Genomic DNA, 22,335 nt, shown 5'->3' with positions numbered 1-22,335 from the left:
ACTTTTTCAGGTTAACAGTGGAGTTCATTCTTGATCCTCAAAAGTGTGTGACAAATCATTGGCAAAGGATTTTTGCGGGTCTTTTTTGCGGTCAGCGAGGAACACGACCGTGGCGCAATCGACGAATTGGCGTAGGCTTTCGAAGCCCAAGCGCTTTGCATGTCCTTCGGGATCAGGTGTCATCCGCCCGCAGCGTTCGCGATACCAATCCTCCAATTCTGCAACGCCCAGACCAAGCGATTCAAGCGATGCTTTTTCCGCGCCGTTTTTCCGCTGGTCATCGATTTCATCCGTCACAAGCGAGGCAAATTCCGCAAAATCGCCTCTCAGGACAAGGCGCCGCAAAATGTGGGGATCCAGCCCCGCAGCAAGCCGGGAAAGCAGCCAATCACGCTGCGCTGCAAATTCGGCCTGTTCTCGAAGGGCGACTTTCCCAAGCTGCCCTAAGGGTCCACCCAAAACGTCTTTCGGCAATTCGCGATTTAGATTCGCTGCGGCCAATGCAATATCCCGCCCCGTGGGTTTGTATTCAGCTGCGAACACTTCGATCAGCCTATCGAGTAACGCCAAATCAAGTACGTGCGTCCGCTCAGGGCCAGCAGCCCTGAAATACTCGGGGATCCCGGACGAGAAGGTGCTGGGTATATGATCGCTCAAGATGTCCCGAGAACCATCACCATCAAGCGACCGGTCCATTGAAAAGGCCTGCCAGAACGTTGTGTGTTGAAAAGTGAAGTTGCCAGGCGGTGGAACCTTCTTCTCGTCGGCGCTGAGCAGCTTGAGCAGTCGCTCCGCGTCGATCGCTTTTGCATCAGGCTGTCTCGCAAGACGAAGCAAGACCTCGCGTTGTTCTGAAAAGCCCTCAAGGCCTTTAGCGACCTCCAGAAGATCGCCCCAGTTGCGCTCAAAATAGTGCTGCTTCTTCGCGTGATCGATAAGTGCGACTGCCGAAGCCGGATCGATTTCCTGACGCTCAAGCGCATCCTCTAACGCAAAACGAATGCTGGCCATCGATGTCGATAGGCTTCGATAGCCGTGTTCTCGCAGTGCGTGGGATACAGCGACTTCATCGTCGTCTTCAATCGTCCCATCCCGATAGGCCTCGTAAATCCGGCCTACACCGATCATACCATAAGGGTGTAGCTCAGCCGCGCGAAGCGCGCCCATGCTTGATGCACCAAAAACCGGATAACCCTGGTCAATCGCAAACAGTATCTCTTTGTGCCAAACGGCCGGAACCTGCTCGAACAGCCCATCGATGATTGCAATCCTGTCGCCAGGTTTGCACTGCGTCTGAACGATTTTGTAGATGTCGCCCATTGCAACGGGCGGCAAATATACCGCATCGCAGATTTCGCTGGCTGCTTTTTGCGGCAGTGATGGGCCCAGAAATACGTAGTCTGTCATGGGCCGCCCACCGGCGAAACTGGATTAGGTTGAACGATTTCGGCCCCGCCGACGAGCGATGAGGGGACCTGCAATCCGGGCACGACAACTTTGACAACCGGAATACCGACATCGGGTTTGGCAAGGTCCACGATAACAATTTTATTGTATCCGCGTGATTTCAAAAGCGCCGCAATGGTGTTGAAGTCAGAATCGAATTCTTGCCCAGTATCCGGCCTTTCAAACCTGATTGACCGGCCTGCGTCACCGTCTGAAAACAGCTTGCGATACGCAACCAGATCGTCCGGATGAGCGCCCGCGCGATATTGCCCCGGATTAATGTCATCTCGTCCGCCGGCGATGTAAGTCAATCGGCTTTGAGCCGCCTCGGTAATGGCGCGGGCCATCGCAATCGCTGGGTCAAGATGGCAGCCATAGCCATTAAAGGGAGGCAAGTTGCGCCAGTAGGTGCCGTCATCCGCAGAAAGGATCGAGCAAGCGATTACGGGTATACGGGTCCCGCTCGGATCAATGTCAGACCCCAGCGCAAAAAGGCGAACAAGCATGCCGGCCTGCCGCAGCCGTTCAAGAAGCTGCTTTAGAAATGGCTCCCGCACCGCATCGGGTGACAGCTTTATCTCGTCCGAAAACTCGCGTATTTTTCTTTCGTTCTGATAGATTGTGTGGCGTTCAATCACCTCGCTCAGCGCATGGGTTGCCGCTTCCCAATACGTATTGCCCCCTGCCAGCCCGTTGCTGGATTGAACGAACACCGCGGCAGTGACAGATTTACTCGCCGGGACGACATAGTCGCCACTGACCATTTCATATGGGATCCAGACCTTTTGGTCTGAGAAATGCTCGTGACCTTCGATCCATGTAAGCGCGAGATCATCGCGCAAAGCCACTCGCCCCCAATGAGTGAAGGAGCGCGGGTCGATAGGGGAAACCAAAGACTTTAAAGTTTCATAGCTGCCCACACGCAGCGGGGCGTCAATCTCCTCGGCGTGCCAATTCTCAATCGATTCCATCAAGGCTGAAACCTTGGCCGCCTCGTGCGTCGCGCCTTTGCCCTGAGAAACCGCTAGACCGCGCGAATTTGGGCGCACCGAAACCCAAACAGGAATTCCGATAGTATCAAGCCCGGTGACGTTGCCGACACGCGTAACGCCGGCCATCGCCTTTTTATCAGTCAGCCATTCCCAAGTCTCGTCTAAGCGACGGGCGCGCTTTGTTCCTTCAAGAAGGTGGCATGCATCAAGAGTTTTTGCCGAAGTGCCCATCAAACCTCTGATTGATCCGCTGCAAACGCATTTTGGCGTTCCGAACACACGGAGCAATTGGGATCGCGAGGGAACTTAACTTCGCGAACACTCCCGCTCTTCGCTTCGTAACACAGCATCCGGCCCGATAACGCTTCCCCAAAACCCACAATCACCTTGATAGCTTCGGTCGCCATTAGAAGGCCCGCAACACCGGGCAGAACTCCGAGCACTCCGGCATCAGCACAACTGGGAGCCAGCTCCGGCGGGGGCGGTTCAGGCAGAAAACACCGATAACAAGGGCCATCATCCAGACCGAATACACTCACCTGCGCGTCGAACCGGTAAACTGCGCCATGCACCACGGGCTTGCCCTGATGCACCGCCTCATCATTGATGAGATAGCGAGCGGTGAAATTGTCTGTGCAATCGACGATCAGATCGTACGACTCGAAGATATCCCGGATGTTTCCGTCATCAAGCCTTGCCTTGAGCGGCTGAAACGAAATTGTTGGATTGAAGCGTGCCAATTCCGCCTCGGCGCTCATTGCTTTGCTACGCCCGACCATATCCGGGGTGTAGAGAAACTGGCGCTGAAGGTTGGAAAGATCGATGTCGTCGTCGTCGACAAGCCCGATATGACCGACCCCGGCCGCAGCCAAATAAGTGCTAACAGGGCACCCAAGCCCGCCCATACCGATCACAGCCACGCGAGCATTCGCGAGCTTTACTTGACCCTCGGCCCCGACCTCAGGAATCGTCAGGTGACGCTGGTACCGCGCCGCCATTTCGTCTGACACGCGCGGTGGAACTTCAAGGTTGCGCCCCTCTGCTTTCCAGCGCTCGATCCCACCGTCTAGACTGACCGTTCGACCGTAACCCATATTGATCAAGGTTTGAGCAGCGAGTTTGGATCGGACCCCCGACTGGCAATAACACACGATCATTCGCGTCTTGTCCGCGACAACCTGATCAATCCGTAGCTCGAGAAAGCCCCGATCAATATGTTCGGCATTCGGGATGTAGCCCAGCCGCCATTCTTCGTCAGTTCGAACATCGATCAGGACAGGATTGTCGCTACTCGCATCACATTCGTCCGGCGTGACAAGCGAAACCCCGTCCGAGGCGGGCCTGTCCCTCTCCAACGCTTCGCTGCCACCTGCGATGGCGGGCAGTATTTCAAGTTCGTCTGTGCTTTTCAGGTCAGTTTCGAGCCCGTCTCTCAAGCGAATATCCTCCCCGCTGACAAAGATATTCACGAACGGGCGCAATCCGCCATCAGGCGCCATCAGCAGCGGCTCAATATCAGGATACTTATCAATCAGTTGGGTGAGAGCCTCACCGACTGTCGTCGGCTCAAGAGGCACACGCTCTGCACCGTTGCAATATCGGCGAAGCGGCAGCGGGATCGACAGTTCAATCATCTAAAATCAGCTCCCTAATTGGCACCGGCTGCCACAAATCTGCGGTTGCAAAATAGAAGAATGGCTTAGGGCCCTTGCCGTCAATTGATGCGATGATTGCCTGAATATATCCGGGCCATGGCCCAGCCTCGGCGATGTCTTTGATTGATGGCCGGTGTGATCCGCGGGGATGACTGTGAAAGAACCCGACAAGGTCGTAGGTCCGCTCTCGCCGCACTGCCTGCGATAGCTCTTGAGGAGCGATCGCAAATGCTTTTGTGCGATCTCCGCCGAAACAGTTTGTTAGCCCGACCGCCTTATCTATGTGCCAATCGCCGTCCCGGCCCACCGAACCGAACAGAGCGCCGCAGCATTCATTCGGAAAAGCCTCGTCAAACAGGCGCTTCAGATCCTCATCAAGATTTGCCGAGACCGTCAGAGCAAAAGGCGAATGCAACTCCATTCTCCTCAAATCTGCTCAAACGAATAATACGGTTGCCAGGCGCGTCTTTTGCCCAAGATAACCGAATAAAACACTTGGCCGTCCATCGCGAAACCGTTCTCGATTTTCTTTGCCATTACGCCTTTAAATGGCCGCGCAAAAAAGCCGAGGCTCGAAGCATTCACGCAGATCCGTTGGGCAACTGTTCCCGCAGCGCCAAGCGTCTGAATGTAAGGCCAACTGGACTTGGCATTGACGAAATCAGCGAAGCGGGCGGAGAAAAGAAGAATTGCCGGGATCGTATTCAGATCGATGTTGAAGGACGTACCGAATGCATCAGCAAGTTTCTGCTGATTTGCCTCTGGAAACGCATATGATTGTTTATCGCGAAGGTTGATTTTCCGAACTTGATCGCCCGGTTGCGGCATCAAGAGATGAGCGGAAATCTGGTGGTCCGGCCATTCCGAACACAGGTCTTGGAAAGCCTGATGGCATTGATCGATCAAGGCATCACGTTCTTCGCTTCCGGTCGGCGCGCCAAATATGCCAAACGGGAAATGCCCCGAACTTCGCTGAAAGCCTTGCGCCTCGCTGGCTGACAGAGTGGCGCCCAATCCCGCTGATCGACCTGGTTTAAGGCTCACTGCCGGAGCGGGCGGACAGACAAGCCGCCCAATCGCTGTTGCCACCCTTCCCCGATCGGCCTTGTTCAATTGGGGGACTGGAACGCGCAATTTGGCCAGACGCCCGCTTTCCTCGGGCGACCAGTTGAAGCGTCCATCTTCCAAGATCAGCGAGGCAATAGGGAAAATGCTCTCTAGCGAATTTCCGTTTTGAGAATGCGGGCCAAACCAATCAGATCCGCTCAGCTCGCTACGCACAGTATGCCCAAGAGCGCCGAGGGTGTCTCGCAACTGCTCTAGAAGATGCCCGGTTTCAAGGGCGCATAATGTCGGACCCAGATCGCCATATAGTGGCGAAATCCTCTGTAGATCTCCGACGATGTCAAGTCGCAGGTCATACTCGCCTTCCGTGAGGGTTTCGAAGCCGCCGCACAAAGCATGATGCTCGGGCTCATATGTAAACGGGTGGTCTACACCATCTCTTACAAATACGATCTGGGCGGTTGCAGGAAACAGCGAGCGCGGCGATGGATACGAACGATGAATTGGGGTCTGATTCATCGGCTCAAACCGTGAAAAGCACTGCATGACCTGCCTCAATGCTTCGGCAAAAATGCCCAGAGCCATGCGTTCATCACCGCCCAGCAACAGGCCCACAGCTAACTCTTCCTTGTAGGGCACAAGTTTTACCGTTGCGGACGGATCGAAAACAGGTGCGTCAAGCGCCGATATCTGATCATAAGAACTGATTACAATCAGGTCCTTCAAAAGGTCTTCGCCTCTTTCTTGATCGTCAGGATCAGGGGAAGTTATGGGGGAATGGATTTTCACCTTCGACCACCCTTTCTCCTTTTGCCGCGAGAACATCCCGCGCCGATTGCAGCCTTTTCTTGCTGATGCGCCGATATTGATGTCCAAAGGTCACCGGATGCATTCCAGGCGCCAGCGTCTTCACGCAGTGCAGACCTATCTGCTCAATATGCTCGGCTGTCTGATCGATAACTATGATGTCATCGGATACCTTCGCGACCTCTTTGATAAGCGTATCGAGATCCCGTTTCAGGTCGGTGCTGCCCCAATTGCGTTCCATATCTGCAAAGTGGCGATCCGCGTCGACAGGCGCAGCTTTCCGATCCAGAAAGTCGAGCCGCTCGATCGTTTCGGGTAGCGAATAGAGCAGCACGTGATCGCGCATTTCTGTTGCACGTGAGCCGTCTTCATAAAGCTCTCGCGCCCTTTTGCGCTCTTTGCCAAATTGCCCCTGATATACAGCGATTGAAGATGTCACCTCGACAATGGCGGCATAGATCGCATCGCGCGCCACTGGATTGCAGGCGCTTGCGCAATAGCTCTTAACCGGGGCATCATCGTCAGGATCGACAATCATGGCCAGCACCGTCGGCAGTTGTGCTTCGATACCGATGTCGAAAGCGAACAGTTCGAAACCTTGAGCTTTCGCCCTTGCATGAAGGTTTCTGATTTCGGCAGAGGCGCAAGATTCCAGATCAAGCCGCACTGGTTCACCCTTCACATGCCACCGTGTCATATAAGCATCGCGCTCAATCGTCTCGAGCAATCCGTGGAAAATGGCCTCAACCCGTGAATTGCCGAGCGCACAGCCATTGGACGATTCCTGAACAAACCGTTCCTGCGGATCTGTAAGTCTTTGGCTGTAGAAACCGAACTGCAGCGGGACCAGAACCGCTTCATCCTGGAGCAGTGAATACCCCCAAATCCAATCGTATGCCTGATCGGGCGAAAACGCCTGAAGATTGTGACTGGGCTCGCCACGCTGCGCCTCGGGGCACAAGATCATCGATTGAGGATCTGCTACATTCAATCCGCGCTCCAGGCATTCGCTAAAAGACGCTCTCAAAAAGCCATGCCGCGAGCGTGGAGATTGGCCGCAAAAACGCTCCAGGGCCTCCAGTATCGCGATCGCTTCGGATTTCTGAGCGCTCTCATGACGACCATATCCGGCTTCAACTATAGAGGTGCCCGACACATTGGTTTCGGCGACCCACATCGGCAACATCACAGAAGAAGAGTCCCTATACATGTGTTTGACGAGCCCGCTACGATAGCTGACATAAGCTGCACGAAGCCGGCTTCCATCCAATGACTTAGAAGAGGTCCGGTAAGTGTCTGCGGAAAGCTTCGGCAACGCTCCGGCTTCCAGGAACTCCTGTTCCGGCGCATCCTTTTTTGACGAAGAGCAAGTCGGGCAATGCGGTGCGGTAAGGTAGCCATGGCGTTCGACATGGACCGGCTGAAAAGACACGTCGACAAAGCTGCGGAAGTCTCGCAGCGTCAGATAGTCGATTGCGGCCTGCTTAACGGTCTGACTGAAAAAACCAGTCCAAGGCATTTCAGCGCTAACAGGCACTGGCTCTAATTTGTCTGCAAATTCTGCCCACAACTCGCGGTCAGGACGGTTGTGGTCCAGCCAATATTGAAGGCAATGACGGCAACCGTTTGCACCGGAACCGATTACTGGACCTATCCTGGCCCGACCGCCTTCAAAGTCCAGCAAAAGGACCGGTTCAGCCCCCTCACTGCCCCCCCTATCGCCTAGGTCCGCACCAATCAAAACCCGTAGATCGTCTCCGTAATTCTGGCGCACTGCCTCATCCAAACGGATCTCTTCGATCAGCTCTTCCAAAGGCGAAAGTTGGATGGTCGTTTGCTTCACGGCCTGCGGCGCTCGCTGAGCTTGCAGATGAACTTGCCGTCGAGCTCCGAATAGCCGAGATCTGCGGTGAGAAGGCCGACTTGCAGATCAACCGAGCCACCGGATTGATTGACTGGCCCTGCAAAAGAACCGGCTGGCTGGGCGGAAACTTGCTGGAGCGCGCAAGCAGCTGTGCCCAATGCCTGCCACGCTGCTTCTGCAATTTGCGGGGCGGCCGCAACTTGCTCTGGGTGATCTCCAACTGCGCATTTTGCAGCGAAATAGCCGCCGTCTAGTACGCTCCTTTTCAGTGTTACTGTGGCGCCTGAAACCATTTCCAACAGCCGTGCCAAGCGCCAGCATTCCGCATCATCAATATCTTCGAGAGGCAGCGCCTCCCATGGATGTTCACTAGAAGCGACGAGACCTTCTTCGACAATTCTGCGGTTTGATGCAGCGATCGCGTCCTCAGGAGACCAACCGACCCCTGCGAAGCCGTCCAATCCCTGTTCTCTCGCTTTGTCGGTAAGAAACACTTCGACACCGGCTTGTAGCCCCGCGAGCGTTGCCTCCTGATGGGTCATCCCCCAACCAGAGACAATCAATTCGTTTTGTGCTCCGTCACTCAGGCCGCGAACCCGGTACCGTACCACAGACAATGGCACTTGCTCCTCATCATCAAGACGATCAAGAAACCCCGTCACCGGATCAAGAACACAGCTCATCAGATCAATCTTGGCATCGATATCGAGCTCTTCGTCCGCGACAGCCGCTTCCTCGGCAGAAGCCGCAAAGGAAACGGGCCGAGGCAAGGAAAGGGCCCTTAATCGAAGAGCAGGTTGCGTCACGAACAGCCAGTCGTCTGATTGATCTGTATTCGCCATGCCGACCTCATCACACAGAATGCCGAATGCCAGACTTGATGCGGCCAGCTTAAACCTGTTGTCAGCAACTCTGCCGCTACGGACGGCGCGTTCCGGTTCAGTTAGTCTGGCGTTCCAATCGGAAAGCCGTTCTGCAAAGCTCCCGTCGACTTTTGCAGAAACCAGATGACCGGACAGCACTCCGAAATACCAACCATCAGACCAGTCGCATTCGCGCGCTAGGTCAGGTGTTCTTCCACCTGCAAGGATCCGGACTGTCGACGAGAATTCTGGCGCATCCGCCCCCTTATCAAACTGGATATGTGGGTGCCGAGCGCGCAGATCGGTAAGCAAGCGATCAACCTCATCAAGATCGCCCTTAGGCAAAGGCATGATGGCAATATTGCGAGCTGCGGTATCGGCGAGCGCTTCAACCATCCATGCAACAGCATCAAGATCACCTTGAATGACAAATTGAGTGCTAAGCCATTTTTGGAGCGCATCCCCCGGGCTTTTCAGATTGTCCCGGAGGAACAACCAGAATGAGTTAAAGTTGGCATCAAGATCATCTTCACAGTTTGAATCCGTGGGCCTCCGCTGACGAAGCAAATTCGACTCTTGCAGATCATTGAGAAGGTTGAGAACCACCGGTCGGACCGGTTCGGGCAAGAGTTCAAGCAGGCCGGATTTCGTAACGCCATTTTCCATTGCCGCCACGACCGGAGTGACAAGCCGCAGTGCATTCTTTCCGCGAAGGATGACAGGCGTTTCACCGCCGCGGAACACTACGCCTTGATCGAAAGCCGAGTAGAACACCCCAGACTTCAGCGCGATTTTTGGTTCGGCATGTTCCGTCACTGCTTCAATTTCCGTTCCACCGCGCTCGCGACAAGATGGCACATCCCGAACCGTTCCACTGGCGAGATCCCGAGCGGCGGAAGGATCGAGTAAAACATGTTCACAATGATACGGAATGTTTGAAATTCGCGAGAAGAGAAGAAGCTCGTGTCGAGCCCTTCGGCATGAGCTTCATGCACTTTGGTAAGTGTGTCGCCCTTGCTAACCGTGGCGTCTATTCCTGCATCTTGGAATTGGCCGGCCAAAGCTTCCTCTTGCTCTTCGGGAAAGCTCATAGGCGTGTAACTGTACCAACCATCGTCAGCATCGGCAGCTGCATCGATGGACACGCGCGTTTCTTCGAGTATCTCAGACCATCGCCGCAGCACGCTTTGGACTGTATCTTGCTTGCCCTCGGCTTTGCCGATTTCTTGCGCGTTACCTATAGCGTCATCAAGAAGCGACGCGGTGCCAGTCGCGAGAGTGTCAAACCGCTGCTTGATCTTCCCGCTTTGGTCAAAATTGGCAAAGAAGAAGTCCGCATGGGCTCTCAAGGAAATGAACCCTCTTTCGATACCGTAAGGCCGATAGTGAGAGGCGGATTTCGCGAGCATCGCCATGAGTAGAAGGCTAGCGAGATTATTGTTGTTCTGTTTCAGACTGGATATCTCGAACAGCAACGGCGCAGTGTCTGAAAGGTAACGTAGGTACAGAGGCTGCAGAACATCATGACCATCGACCAATCTTGGGGGTGAGTGCTCCACCACCTGAACAGTATTATCGGGATTGAGCGGAAGATAAGGCCCTTCGATCCCCTCTAACGTACCGAGCTTCCGCGCGTTTGCCAGATACGCGTCTTCGGTCAGCCTGACATCTGACGGATTGGTATCAACCCATTCCCGCAGCTTCTCGCACTCGCGTGCGATTGCATCGTCATTGATGGTGTCGCCAATCACGCAAAGACTAAGGTGTGGCCCATGCTTCCAACCCGAGCGAAGGAATATGGCGGCGTCGCGGTTCTGTTCTCGCAAAGCGTCAAAAGATTCTTTCAACGGACCTGCAATCAAACCGAGCCGCTCGGGATCATGATAGTCTATTCGAATTGCTGTCATTCGCTTGCCTCACAGGCCTTGGCTTTCGAAACTTCGAACTGGATTTCGCAAGCATGCCGATCGCCATTCCAAAGCACCCCGCCTTTGTTGATTGCTGGCAAAGTCTCTTGAAGCACAATCCGGCGGGGCCGACGGCGTAAACGCCGCTGGAGGCCCGCGATCGTTGGCGGCGATTTCAGCGAAAGGTAGCTCGGTTTGAAGTCCGTGGTTTCACCCATTCCGCCAAGCCCTTCCTGTCCACCGATGATGTCCTCCTGGTTAGCCATGAGCCGAGCAAAGTAGTCTGCATCGCCGCCCAATTCGTGGAGCAATTCTTCAAAAGCGCGGAAATACTGAAACTCGTCCAAGCCGGGATCGGGCTGCATTGCTGGCGGAATAAAAAGGCTGCGCCGCATCAATATGAGCGAACCAAATGTCACACGTGGCAACAGCACGACCTCGTCAGGATCAACATGCCCCGCATAATCGAGGTCCTGCCAGAGATCTATTATGAGACCCTGCATGTTCATGCGGACAAGCAGTTGGTGCTCGCTAGGAAGCATCCTCAAAACCAGAAAGCCAAAATAGTGAGGGGCAAGTTCACCAAGCCGTTCATGCGTAAGGCACAGCCGGTCTAACGCTTCATCATACTCCACAAAGATATCATCCAAGGATAACTTCTCGGTCTCGCCATAATTCGGACGTCGCCCGGGTACCTTCAGCTCGGTATCAACAAAGCGCGGATGAAGGTTTGCATTGAAACCGAATGCTCCAGGCATTTCAAAAGGATGGCGGTGCTCCGCGATCCTCGAAATGTATCCCCTAACGTCTTCCAAATCTCCTTCCGATAGGTTCGAAAGAAACCGTGAGGCGAGCATCGAATGCCCGGAATACAAGCGATTGATGGCGAACGCCGGATGGCGTTTTTCCTCAGCCGATCCGCCCCAGTCATCAAGCTGTCCGATAACCGTGTACGAAGTCGCGCGATTGCGCACCACATTAGGGATGCGATCGCGGTAACTCGCAATAAAGGCTTCATCCAGATCGACCGGTTCGCCCTGACGAAGCAGCTCTGCAAGCTCCCCAAGCAACTCGGCTTTGAGGGCAAGAAGCTTATCTGCATTCGCATTTGTCTTGCCGACTTCTTTGCGCTGCTCCTCTAGAGGCAGCGGAGAAACGGACTGCGCATAGGCTGTGGCTTCCTGCGACAATTCATCGACACAATCCGAAGCCCTAACACGAACCCCTGCGCCGTATTTCTCCGCGAACAACGACGCCGTTATTGACTGCACCATATGAGTGAAATCAAGGAGCGGAAATAACTCAGAAAAGACGTGAGTGTCTTCAATAACTGAGCCAAGGGAACCAGTGCCCACTTCTGCTGGCGGCCCCGCCAGGAAGCAGTCTTCATAGAAGAGAACGCCTTTCGGCTCTTTGTTTTCCTCGGCTTTGAGAAGGTCAAGACACTTCGCAAAGTGACCGTGAAGCTGACGGCTTATCTGGACACGATCAGCGGCATCGCAACGCGAATAGGCCTCGCATTTCGCTTCCAGCTGTTCAAGCTCTTCTCCCAACTCAGGGAAACGCGGCTTAACAAAACCGGCCAACCAGTTCAGATCGCTTTCCTGATCCAAAATTGGCAAGTCAGGGAGTAACAGCCCGGCAGCAAGAGACTGTGCGACCAGACGCACAAAAGCTTTTTGGTCAAACCCAGGGGATGATCCTGCGATGCGAGAATAGATTTCACCAACATTAAGAGCGCTCTGATCGTCGGTAAATGCAGCAACCAACGCGCCGATACCCGGACTGTTGGGCACACGACCAAAAGGCAGCATTGTTCCCCAAACCCGCGGCCCAGCCTCACCCTTGTCCCACAGTTTTGCAAACTGCAGGTAGCCATCCATTTCCTTGACAGTTGGATTGAGCTTTAGCGGGAAATCCTGCCCCCAGAATTGAATCCGGCGCGTGAGCAAGAACAATATCTGGTCCATCGCACGGCGACTGATCTGGACTTCATTGTTGATGGATGCCTCGGTCAGCTCCGTCACCGAACCGTGCGGTCCATCGCTAAGCTTCGCGACACCGATTGGAGTAAAATACGATAACGGGCTTACCTTGGTGGAAGCACGCATAAGGTAATTGAACAGAGCCGCGTTGAGGTTGCGCCCCCGTTTACCCGTGTATTTCGCAGGATTGGCTTGCGAGGCGTAAAGATCATCGATGCATTTGGGCGCGCTGATCGAGAGCGCTTTGAGAAAATTTTCCGAGGCGAGGCTCTGATATCTTGTCGCCGACCCGATTTCTGCGATTTCAGAAGCGAATTCGTCAGCCAGAGCCTTTTCGATACGAACGACTTCTGCGATCTCATCGCAGGCCTGACTAACAATTTCCAGCTCGCCATCTGCAAACACATTCACAGAGATTTGCGCCGGCTGCAATCCTGCGACGCGCTGGTTAAAGATATCGCGCCTCAACTTAATCAGGCTCCGCCGCTCTTGATCTGTCAGAGCATCGTGGCCGATGGCGCGCTCCAGAATCGAGCTCGCTTGATCGATGAGCGGTGCCAGATTTTCGTTCATCGCGCGCAATTGGGTCAGCTTTGCGAATGTATGCCCTGGGCACATGGCATCGAATGCCTGAAATGGTAATCCGGCCACCCTGAAAAACATATTGGGATGACAGAAATACTCCTGATCTGGCGCCTCGGAGGCTTCCGCGTGGACGGACGGAGCTCTCAATCCTGCATTGGAAGGCACAACGTTCATCGCAACCTATCTCCAGCTCAGGTTACGACGCACCACAAAAATACCGAGCGCGGCGCAACCCAGCATATAGGCGGTGCTAATCATGGCGCTTGTGGTCAGCAGGTCCCCTTCGAAACCGGCGCGAAGGACGCCAAGCAAATGGTACCCAGGCATGAATTGCGAAATCACGTTGACTGCAATTCCGATCCCACCAAACGGAGGCATCGTTCCAGAGAAGAAAATAATGACGTAACTAAGAACGGTAGACATCGTGAACATCGTATTGGCGCTCTTCACGAAACAGGCCGGTATTATGGCGAGCAAGAAGAACCCGCCGCCCCCGATGAGAATGGCAACAAGACCCCAGAAGATATTGATGTCAGGGAAAACACCGGTCAAAATCAGGCATTCGGCCAGGATCAACGTCAGGCCAATCAAGACAACAGAATACCCCCTGATCGCGTTGGAAAGCGCGATTGCAGTGCTGTCGATATACGTGACGAGAAGCCTCTTATAGAACCCCGTCTCTGTGTAGATCACGAGCTGAACCGCCAGCGTAAACACCGCCACAAAAACGATGATCAAACCAACCAGAACAGGCACAAGTTCTGTCGCCATCGCGACAGGGTCTTCGCTTGAAGAAACGACCACCGCCAAAATCACACAAGGCATCACGAACGTAAACAGAACCGCCAGAAAAGCTTTGAAAAAAAGCGACAGCTCGAACAGTGAAAACGCGATTAACGCACGGCTATTCATGCCCAACCCCCTCCAGCAGAAATGAATAGGCTGATTGCAAGGTATCCTTGCCGGCCGGCGCATGCGACAGCAGGTTCGGCACGGTGTCATCGGCGACCACCCGCCCTCGATTCAGCACAACCACCCGGTCGCAAAGCCGCTCAACCTCATCCATAAAATGGGACGTCAAAAGCAGAGTTCGCGACCCGACGTGCCACTCCTTTATGAAGGACCACAAGTCTTCGCGCGCAACAGGATCAAGACCCGTCGTAGGCTCATCGAGCAGCAGGATGTCCGGATTGTTGATGAGAGACAAAGCCAGCAAAACACGCTGCTTCAGGCCGCCCGATAAATCGCCAAACTTCTTATCGACATGGCTAAGTAAATCGAGATCGGCCAAGATCTTATCGCGATTGGCCTGAGTATCGTAGAGCTTGCCGAAGAGGTCTATATATTTGCCCACTGTCACACGGGGAAAGAGGTTTGCCTCTTGCAACTGCACCCCAAGGGTAGCGGTCAAATTGGCATCATCACGAATATCTTGGCCATTGATTGAAACAGACCCCAAGTCAGGCTTGGTAAGACCCATGATTATTTCAATTAACGTCGTCTTACCCGCTCCGTTTGGCCCAATAATACCAACGGCTTGACCATTTTCAATTTGAAGTGAAACATTCGATAACGCTAATGCGTCAGGATAACTTTTTTGTAGACCAACAATCTCTAGGGCAACGCCTTTTGACATTATTGATTCTGCTCCCGACCCAATGACTAAATGCAATCAAACACTTAATCTGATCGGCGTCAATGAAGAATATGAAATTTCTAATTGAGTCTGGAAACTTCAATAGTTCGAAAATCAAATTTTTTGAATCTCATACGAACAATTTACTAAGAGCTATCGAATCAAGCCCATCCACAATCCAAATTAATATTGAAATCCACAAACCAGATCATCTCGTTTGATGAACTTTGAATGTAATATACTATTTTCAATCCAAACCCACATCAAGCCGAAGCGCATGATGATGAAATTGGGTGACTGACCCAGATAAATCAAAGCCAGTCACCCAGTATTCGCCTTAGGTGAGCTGACAAGTCGACGTCGAGAGGCAGCAAGACGACGAGTTGCAAGAACTGATGCCGCTAGATGCACCAGTTTCCGGCATAGCCATCGCATCACCAAGTGACACGACTTCAAAGTCGCCGAGATCTCCGAGATCGTCTAAATCAAATGAAATATCTAATTCAGCATTTTTCATATTTACCTCCTCAGGCTTATGCTTTCCCACTGGATGTAGGAAAACGAATCCATTCTTAAACAAGAATTTATTTTGATCAAGTTTGGTATGAATATAGTTTATTACAATCACTCACGACATGACCGTATTACATGGGTAATATATTTCAATACGAATGTTTTTGAGAATGACATAAGGGTCGAACCGAAATAGTTCGACCTGTGGCAAATTTAAAAATGCGAAATTAATTAACCGTAGCTCTATTTTATTATTACAGGCCTGCGCAACAATAAACATTGTACACAAATTCGAAATAACTGACAGTCCGCATAATCTATTCAGTTGAGCATATTTTCGGTCGGAGCGGCCAAAGGTAAAAAGAGACTATCCATCTTGAACGGGGTTGGAACTTGATCGTCATTTGCCGGCCGTTATCGAGAGCCTTGAGGCGATACAGCCGGCATCCCGGAGGGCGCTTAACCTACGATCTCCTAATCTGTCGCGGCTCTGCGGCTTGCAACTCAGAACCGTAGGCTGCTTACAATCATCTGCGAGGGCGAACCGTGAGGCGTTGGCGCCAGAGACAATGGCGCTTGCAGTTTTTCTTCTCGGCACCCTGATCGATGCACAAGTTCCGCTGCCTAACGCCTCACATCTGGTCAACCGGCTCACTCACTGAAACCTGTGATCACATAAGGCCCGCGGACCGAATCTGCTCCATTATTGCTGCGAAGTCTTACGCGAGGACTCGCTCCTGCATTCAGCGAGCACATCTACAGCACCAGGCAAGCGCGGCGGAGAGCCGACTTAAATCATACCACTACGCAGTTGATCTGCTGAGATGAGTTGAAACATCGGAACGCACTGGCCGGTTGGCGAGAAATGGGCGAAGCGCCGCATCACCCTCGCACCCTAACCGACGATCAGGGCATTTAGCCCGGCACTGAAATCAGTCGCGTTCGCCCACCACGATGCCGTCCATGTCTATGTTGTATTCAAAACCGCCGCGTTGGAAGTTTTGGAATACGTCGAACACACCGCCGAATTCGGCTGCATCCGGGCCGAAGAACCCGCCCCGGAACGAAAAGCCGTTCCCTGATATCGTTGGAACCAGATCGGTTCCGACGATACTGCCGGTGAAGTTGATATCAGCGAAATTGCCATCGAACGATGTGCCGCGGGCGAAGCCTTGGTCTTCGAAGGTACCGACCAGCGAGCTGATGGTGAGATCGAAAGTTCCGTCACCGAAATTCGCAGTGAGACCGCTGCTCCCGGTGAAATTGAAATTGTCGATCCCTTGGGTTTCAAACTCGCGCACAGCCGCAAAACCGACTGCTATGCCCGAATAGGCCCCTTCGCCCGTCCGCGGCATTTGCCGGGTAGGCAGGCCGTAGACGATATAGGCCCGATCATTGAAATTCTCCCCGGAGGAAAACTGTCGTTGTCCGACCTCTGCGAAAGAGGTGTAGGTCAGATCGATTGCTGGAGTGCTGCTTGGAATTCTCAAGCGGGTCAACGTGGCATCTGCGCCAGCATTGATGGTTCTTGCATCGAGCGTGGGCGTGCTTTCAGCCGCATCGGCGTCTGCTGGCGCAAAGACCGCGTTGTCGACGGTTGTGCCCCCAATAGGAGCGAGCTCGACAATGTAATTGCCGGTGTCTGGATCAAACCGGAAGCCCGTCACATCGCTGCGGAACTGCGCCGTTTGCTGGACATAAAAGGGCAAGTCGCTTGACCAATTATAATCAGCCAACGTCACATCTGGCGCATTTGGATCGGTGACGGAGCCATCGAGCAAGCCGGCAAAGCCACCGACCAGCGAACCACCCGCGCCTCTGCTTGCAGTAAAGGTTCCTCCGACCTCTTCGGCGTTTGGCCCGAAGAATTGGCCGCTGCCGGCACCAGTGTAGTCACCGAGGCCGTCCAATGTGACGGTGCCGTCGAAGGCATTCTGGGCTGCCGAAAGATCACCTGCAAAGCGGAATGATCCGCGCCGCGTCTCGGCTGTGATCGCCGCATTTATTGTGTTCTCGCCATAGTCGAGCTCGGCGAAAGCGGATATTTCTCCGGTCTCAAGATCGACGAAAAAGTCGCCGGCGCCGTTAAAGCCCATCGTATTACGGAACGCATCGTCGATCGCCGTTCCATCCACGCGGATCGCATACCCCGCGCTCCCGGTGCGTGCGATGGCCGCATCCGCGGTTGCAAAACCGAATACGTGATGTCCAAAACGTGTTTCGGCGATGCTCCCGGTCCCGCGCGCAAAAAGCCAGCTGCGATGACGCACAAATTCAGTCTCGCGCTGACCGAATGAAGGATCAAAAGCGAATGTCGTGAGGGACGAACTTTCGCTTCCGCCGAGCAGGTTGTTCAAGGGATCACTGCCGCTAAAAATCAGACTGCGGTCATCATTGAACAGCACATATCGATCCTGATCGGCATCATACCGGATTCCGAGGGGACCTGTGCTGGTCGTGATATTGCTGAATGCACCAAGGTCCTGGATGAATCCGTCTTGACCAGCGATGTCCGCTTCAAGCACTGTTTCCTGCGCTACAAATGTCTGGCTGTTTTCAAGCCTCGCGACACCACTGACAGGTTCAAACTGTGTGTTAGGCGGATCGCCGCCGCCGCGCCTGCCCAGAATCGCGCCAACAGCGACCGCGCCGGTTCCATCGGTGGTCGCAAAGCTGGCGCCGATTTCTTCGGCTGCGGGACCGAAAAGCTTGCCTTGCAAGACGCCGTTGAAACTCTGGAAATCAGTAAATGTGAAAGTTCCGACAAAGGTGTTGTCGTCAGCCGACAAATCAGCCTTGCCGAAAAAGTCGCCGCCGTCCTGAATGCCGCCCAGCGTGATCGTTCCAAGGAACAGGATCGTCCCGGTCGGAAAATCGACAGTAGCACTCCCAGCACCGGCCATCGGATTGATCGACGTCGATGTCGTCCTCGCGCCAATCAGCTCGATATCGTAATTGGCGGTGCCGGTTTGCGGGATGGCTGCCAATGGGGTTGGCGCGCCGTAGACCAGCGCATCAAGTGAGCCGGTTACGAGCGTTGGGCTTTCCTCATTTGTAGTCTGCCAAAAAGCTCCGCCAACATACTGATATGTCAAAGGACCCGAAGTTCCCGCTCTTGTCAGAGTTAGTGAATGGGTCGTGGTACCGTTGGTCTGTACGTAGACCACGATTGTGTCGTCCGACTGTGACTGGTCAATGTCGCTTGGACCGAAAGTGATCGATCCGCCCGGCGAGGAAAGCGAGTAGCTATCGCTATCCGCGTCGTAGCTTATGGTCGCGGTAATCCCGTCTGCAGTGCCAGTGGTGCCGTTCGCATCGAAGCGCGCCGTAATACGCGCGCCCTCGTTCGCGAAAGTTTCACTTTCAAGTATGCCAAGCAGGTCATCATTGACCCCGGTCGGAGGCGGGGTTGGCGAGGGAGTTGGTGACGGGGTTGGAGATGGAGAAGGCGCCGGGGATGAGATTGGCGTCGGGGTGCTGCTAACCCCTCCGCCACCGCATGCACTCAGCAGAAACGCCATGCTTGCAGCTGAAGCAGCAGTTTGAAGAGTATATTTGCCCATTTTTTCTTCCGCCCTCGTATCGCTCATTCACTTTGCGTAGTTGTCGGAAGATCGAAGACTGTTCGATGCCCGCCCCTTGGCCAATTTGAAGCCATTGAAGTTGCTAGCAATAGTGTCAATCGTAGGGAAGACCTCGTTGCGGAATTCTGGCACTCTATAGGTGCGCCATATTATCAAAAATTCCGCTCAATTTGTGCTTCCGCGAAGGTGTCGCCGGCTGATTTATTGCACTCCAAATGCGCTGCCGCGCCATAACCTGTCCGTGTGTCCGGTCAGAAAGCGGCAGTAACTCCAAACTCGGCTGCAAAGCGGCTGAAATCGTTGATCTCGACTGTCGATTGATTGCGTTCGTAATTTAGGCGCACGATCGGGGCGAAGCGCCCCACCCGAAGCGCGCGAAACGTTCCGGCAAGCGATGCGGCATAGCGGTTGTCGACCCGCCTTTCCGGAAACAGCTGCAGGCGTTGATCTGCCTCCAACCGCGAATATCCGACATTCACCACTGCTGTGGTTTGGCCAAACTCGCGAAATGCGAGGGCCTGCACTCCGCCAAGAGCCGTGGAGAACCCCGCATCGCGTGCAGCATCGCGTTGGGCCTGTAACCTCAACCCAACTCCGAAACGCTGTGAAATCGCGCGATCATATCCGACCGTGAGCGCGAAATTTTCTGCAGATCGGTTCGCATTAAGCCTATCATCGCGATGTGTGATAGCTCCATTCAATCGCACTTGCGCGCGCTTGCCGAGCGGGTGGATATATTCGGCATTCGCTCCATAGGTGAAGGAGAACGGCTGGCGCCCAAACCACCTCCATCCTGCAAGTGCCGAAAAGTTTATGCGGTCCCGCCCAAGTCGGTATTGGGGCCCGGCTTGAACCACGACGGAGTAATCATCGAATTCGTTGGTCCGATAGAAATCTCCGCTCGCAGAGGCCCGAACCAACAGATCCGCGCCCTCGCCAAGTCGCTGCTTCGCAGACGCCTGACCGCGCAGCGCCAGCCCCACACCAGAATTCGCCTGCGCGTCTTCGCTGAGCGTGAAATCGCCAATAATGGTCCCGAGCGTCTCGGAATTCGTTGCTCGGTTAATGTTGCTATCGGGGGCGATCGCAACTTCGAAGTTGAAGCCGATAGGTTTTTCTGCCGAGAGTTGCTGCGCGTAGAAGCGCACAAGACGTTCCACGTCGGGCGGCAAACCACCTGCTTGCGCTGCACGGAATTCGCGCTCGGCGCTGCGCAGGTTGCCAAGCAACAATTGCATCCGCGCTAATTCGATCCGGACCCTTGCCGCATCGGGCTTTTCATCAAGAATTTGACGCAACAGAACTGCGGCGTCTGAATAGTTCTTGTCTCGATCAGCAATCAGCATCGCGAGCCTGAACCGCGCCTCTGTACGGATTTCGATGTCGGCGTTCTCGGCAAGTGCGCGATAGGCGGTTTTCGCCAATTCCAGATCGCCCTTTTGGACGGCTTCCTCTGCCAACTGGAAGAGTTGGGCCGGTGTTAAGCTCGCCTGCTGCGCAGCGACCGGCTGATCCAGCCGCTCAATGGGATCGACCAAAGTCAATGGGCTGCCTGCCAAAGCAGTGACTGCCAACAACATTCTGAACAAGCGCCTTAAATCGAGAAGAGAGGGCGGCATGACTGACAGCCCAAATTGGCCGAGTCAAACACCCAAAAAGGGGCTGTTTTCGACTTTAAGTCCCCTGTTCTGCGTCACCAAATAGCCTGTTTCGGCGATTAACAGGGAAACTCATCTGACTAGGATGGGTGCAGAGACTAACCGCGCGCACCGCCGCTTTGCGCGGACGCCCTGTAAAGAAAGAATGGTGCTGGGGGTGGGTGGCGGTGCTGTCAGTCCAATCGCAACTTGTCTCCGATCGGCGCGAGTGCCCCTACACCGTTAGGTTCCTAAGCGACAAGATTTTGCCATTCAGCCAATGCGGCTGAGCGTCCAGTCTTGTTAATTTGGGGGTCGGTGAAATGGTGTTCTGAGTTGAAGTGATTGTGGATGTTGGCGTGGACGGAGGCGAACTTTTGTAAAGACCTCATCTGTTGAAATCTGGACATCGCTCGCTCTTGTCGTCGGAAAGAAGGGTGCGAGTTCTCCGCTCAATTGTTAGGCCAGCGCCAGTTTCTGGAGGCCCGCATTCGGCTGATCCGCGAATGCTTGATACCCGCTGCAAACAGAGGGCAAAATCTGTTCCACCACAAACGAGCCGTCCCATAATAAATGTCGATGCCGCGCATCGCCAGCAAGTCTTCCACATTCCGTATGCTCAGCGGAAAACGCACATACATCATTACTACCGCGCGGATGATCTCAGGCGAGGAGTTAAAGTAACGGAACGGACTGGCTGGTTTGCGAGGTCTGGCTAATGCCCCGCCCTCGCCAAGTAGCCGCTACGCGCTAGACGGTGCATTTGCTCTGAAAGCCTCCGGCGACAAGCATTCAATGCAACGCCTATTCGACAGAAACTTCTTCGCGCTTTAGTGTCCATCCCTATTGGAAAGGCATGGTGTGATTGGATGAGATTGGCGATTTTCAAAATTCCGCTTCGGACACTGCATTTCGCAGCCTTCGCCACCATAGTTGGCGCCGTGTCGCCCTCGATTGCCGCATCTGAAAAACCCCACCAATCGCAGCAGACGCAAATCTCAGCCGGGCTGGACATGTTCGAATTCAGAAACTGGCCCGGGCCTAGCTTGCCGGTTTGGACATATGTCCCCGCCTCTGTCGACCCGAAGACGGCACCGATTCTGTTCGTCATGCACGGCGCACGCCGCGATCCTAAGCGTTACCGGGATCAATGGACTGACAAAGCTGATAAAGGCAGCTTCATCGTGATTGCACCCGAGTTTTCGCGCAAGGATTTTCGCGGATCTCGTAACTACAATCTGGGTGCCATGTTTGACCAAGAGAGCACGGATTTACGTCACGAGAAATCATGGAGCTTTTCCGCAATTGAACCGATCTTTGACGAGGTCGTCGCGCAGCTAAATGGGAAGCAAACAGACTATACGATCTTTGGCCATTCGGCAGGTTCGCAGTTCGTCCACCGCTTCTTACTGATGAAGCCCGAAACGCGCGCGAAACGTTATCTCGCCGCCAATGCCGGCTGGTACACCTTCGTTGATTTGGGTGTCGCTTATCCATTTGGCCTGGCTGGAACACCAGCAGATGAAAAGGCGCTTAGGCAGGCGCTCGCCAAGGATGTTATCATTCTGCTGGGTGATCAGGACACTGACCCCGATCACTCTTCGCTCAACCGAAGCGAAGGGGCGATGCTTCAGGGTCCACATAGGTTTGCGCGCGGACAATCATTTTACGTCGCTGCCCAAGCAATAGCCGAGAAGAACGGTTGGGATTTCGGTTGGTCGCTGCGGGTAATCCCGGGCGTCGCGCATTCCAATGGCGGAATAGCTGAAGGTGCTTACGATCTCGTCGAATGAAGC

General features: G+C 54.0%; 15 protein-coding genes and 1 pseudogene. 1 reads left to right on the top strand and 15 read right to left on the bottom strand.

All coding sequences use genetic code 11. The features are described from left to right. Window positions 1-24: 24 nt before the first annotated feature. From KCG46_RS12075 to KCG46_RS12770, 15 genes and pseudogenes are all read right to left on the bottom strand, one after another. Window positions 25-1,407 (bottom strand): TfuA-like protein, encoded by a 1,383-nt coding sequence (locus tag KCG46_RS12075; protein WP_218405695.1) that lies wholly within the window; start codon window positions 1,405-1,407, stop codon window positions 25-27. Further along, on the bottom strand, window positions 1,404-2,669 hold the full coding sequence (locus KCG46_RS12070; protein WP_218405694.1) for a YcaO-like family protein: 1,266 nt from the start codon (window positions 2,667-2,669) through the stop codon (window positions 1,404-1,406). Before KCG46_RS12070 ends, KCG46_RS12075 begins: the two co-directional genes overlap by 4 nt. Continuing rightward, complete coding sequence (gene moeB, locus KCG46_RS12065; protein ID WP_218405693.1) at window positions 2,669-4,072, bottom strand: molybdopterin-synthase adenylyltransferase MoeB; 1,404 nt, start codon at window positions 4,070-4,072, stop codon at window positions 2,669-2,671. The genes KCG46_RS12070 and moeB overlap by 1 nt, the downstream gene beginning before the upstream one ends. Then, window positions 4,065-4,508 carry a M67 family metallopeptidase gene (locus tag KCG46_RS12060; protein WP_218405692.1) on the bottom strand — a complete coding sequence of 148 codons (444 nt, stop codon included), beginning with the start codon at window positions 4,506-4,508 and terminating at the stop codon, window positions 4,065-4,067. The genes moeB and KCG46_RS12060 overlap by 8 nt, the downstream gene beginning before the upstream one ends. Window positions 4,509-4,519: 11 nt before the next feature. Continuing rightward, the gene (locus tag KCG46_RS12055; RefSeq protein WP_218405691.1) at window positions 4,520-5,947 is read right to left on the bottom strand and encodes a nitroreductase family protein; all 1,428 of its coding nucleotides are present in this window, start codon (window positions 5,945-5,947) and stop codon (window positions 4,520-4,522) included. Next, window positions 5,916-7,808: a TOMM precursor leader peptide-binding protein gene (locus KCG46_RS12050; protein ID WP_218405690.1), complete on the bottom strand. Its 1,893-nt coding sequence runs from the start codon at window positions 7,806-7,808 to the stop codon at window positions 5,916-5,918. The genes KCG46_RS12055 and KCG46_RS12050 overlap by 32 nt, the downstream gene beginning before the upstream one ends. Further along, on the bottom strand, window positions 7,805-9,508 hold the full coding sequence (locus KCG46_RS12045; RefSeq protein WP_218405689.1) for a hypothetical protein: 1,704 nt from the start codon (window positions 9,506-9,508) through the stop codon (window positions 7,805-7,807). Before KCG46_RS12045 ends, KCG46_RS12050 begins: the two co-directional genes overlap by 4 nt. Beyond that, window positions 9,505-10,599: a lantibiotic dehydratase C-terminal domain-containing protein gene (locus KCG46_RS12040; RefSeq protein ID WP_218405688.1), complete on the bottom strand. Its 1,095-nt coding sequence runs from the start codon at window positions 10,597-10,599 to the stop codon at window positions 9,505-9,507. Before KCG46_RS12040 ends, KCG46_RS12045 begins: the two co-directional genes overlap by 4 nt. Further along, the gene (locus KCG46_RS12035; RefSeq protein WP_218405687.1) at window positions 10,596-13,343 is read right to left on the bottom strand and encodes a lantibiotic dehydratase; all 2,748 of its coding nucleotides are present in this window, start codon (window positions 13,341-13,343) and stop codon (window positions 10,596-10,598) included. Before KCG46_RS12035 ends, KCG46_RS12040 begins: the two co-directional genes overlap by 4 nt. Before the next feature lie 6 nt (window positions 13,344-13,349). Then, on the bottom strand, window positions 13,350-14,081 hold the full coding sequence (locus KCG46_RS12030) for an ABC transporter permease (RefSeq protein WP_218405686.1): 732 nt from the start codon (window positions 14,079-14,081) through the stop codon (window positions 13,350-13,352). Beyond that, on the bottom strand, window positions 14,074-14,805 hold the full coding sequence (locus KCG46_RS12025; protein WP_218405685.1) for an ABC transporter ATP-binding protein: 732 nt from the start codon (window positions 14,803-14,805) through the stop codon (window positions 14,074-14,076). The genes KCG46_RS12030 and KCG46_RS12025 overlap by 8 nt, the downstream gene beginning before the upstream one ends. A 337-nt stretch (window positions 14,806-15,142) precedes the next feature. After that, the gene (locus KCG46_RS12020) at window positions 15,143-15,322 is read right to left on the bottom strand and encodes a thiazolylpeptide-type bacteriocin (RefSeq protein ID WP_218405684.1); all 180 of its coding nucleotides are present in this window, start codon (window positions 15,320-15,322) and stop codon (window positions 15,143-15,145) included. A gap of 928 nt (window positions 15,323-16,250) precedes the next feature. Then, complete coding sequence (locus KCG46_RS12015; protein WP_218405683.1) at window positions 16,251-18,908, bottom strand: transferrin-binding protein-like solute binding protein; 2,658 nt, start codon at window positions 18,906-18,908, stop codon at window positions 16,251-16,253. A 245-nt stretch (window positions 18,909-19,153) separates the two neighbouring features. Then, a complete protein-coding gene (locus tag KCG46_RS12010; protein ID WP_218405682.1) occupies window positions 19,154-20,482 on the bottom strand; it encodes a surface lipoprotein assembly modifier in 1,329 nt (442 codons plus the stop codon). A gap of 308 nt (window positions 20,483-20,790) precedes the next feature. Then, a pseudogene (locus tag KCG46_RS12770) lies at window positions 20,791-21,201 on the bottom strand (DDE-type integrase/transposase/recombinase). 207 nt (window positions 21,202-21,408) lie between these two features. Here KCG46_RS12770 and KCG46_RS12005 point away from each other — a divergent pair. Further along, a complete protein-coding gene (locus tag KCG46_RS12005; RefSeq protein ID WP_218405681.1) occupies window positions 21,409-22,332 on the top strand; it encodes an alpha/beta hydrolase family protein in 924 nt (307 codons plus the stop codon). The last annotated feature ends 3 nt before the right edge of the window (window positions 22,333-22,335 follow it).

Origin of the sequence: Erythrobacter crassostreae, assembly GCF_019204045.1 — a bacterium.
Lineage (GTDB): Bacteria > Pseudomonadota > Alphaproteobacteria > Sphingomonadales > Sphingomonadaceae > Erythrobacter > Erythrobacter crassostreae.
Note: the sequence above shows the minus strand (reverse complement) of the source record. Positions and strands in the feature narration are given on the sequence as shown.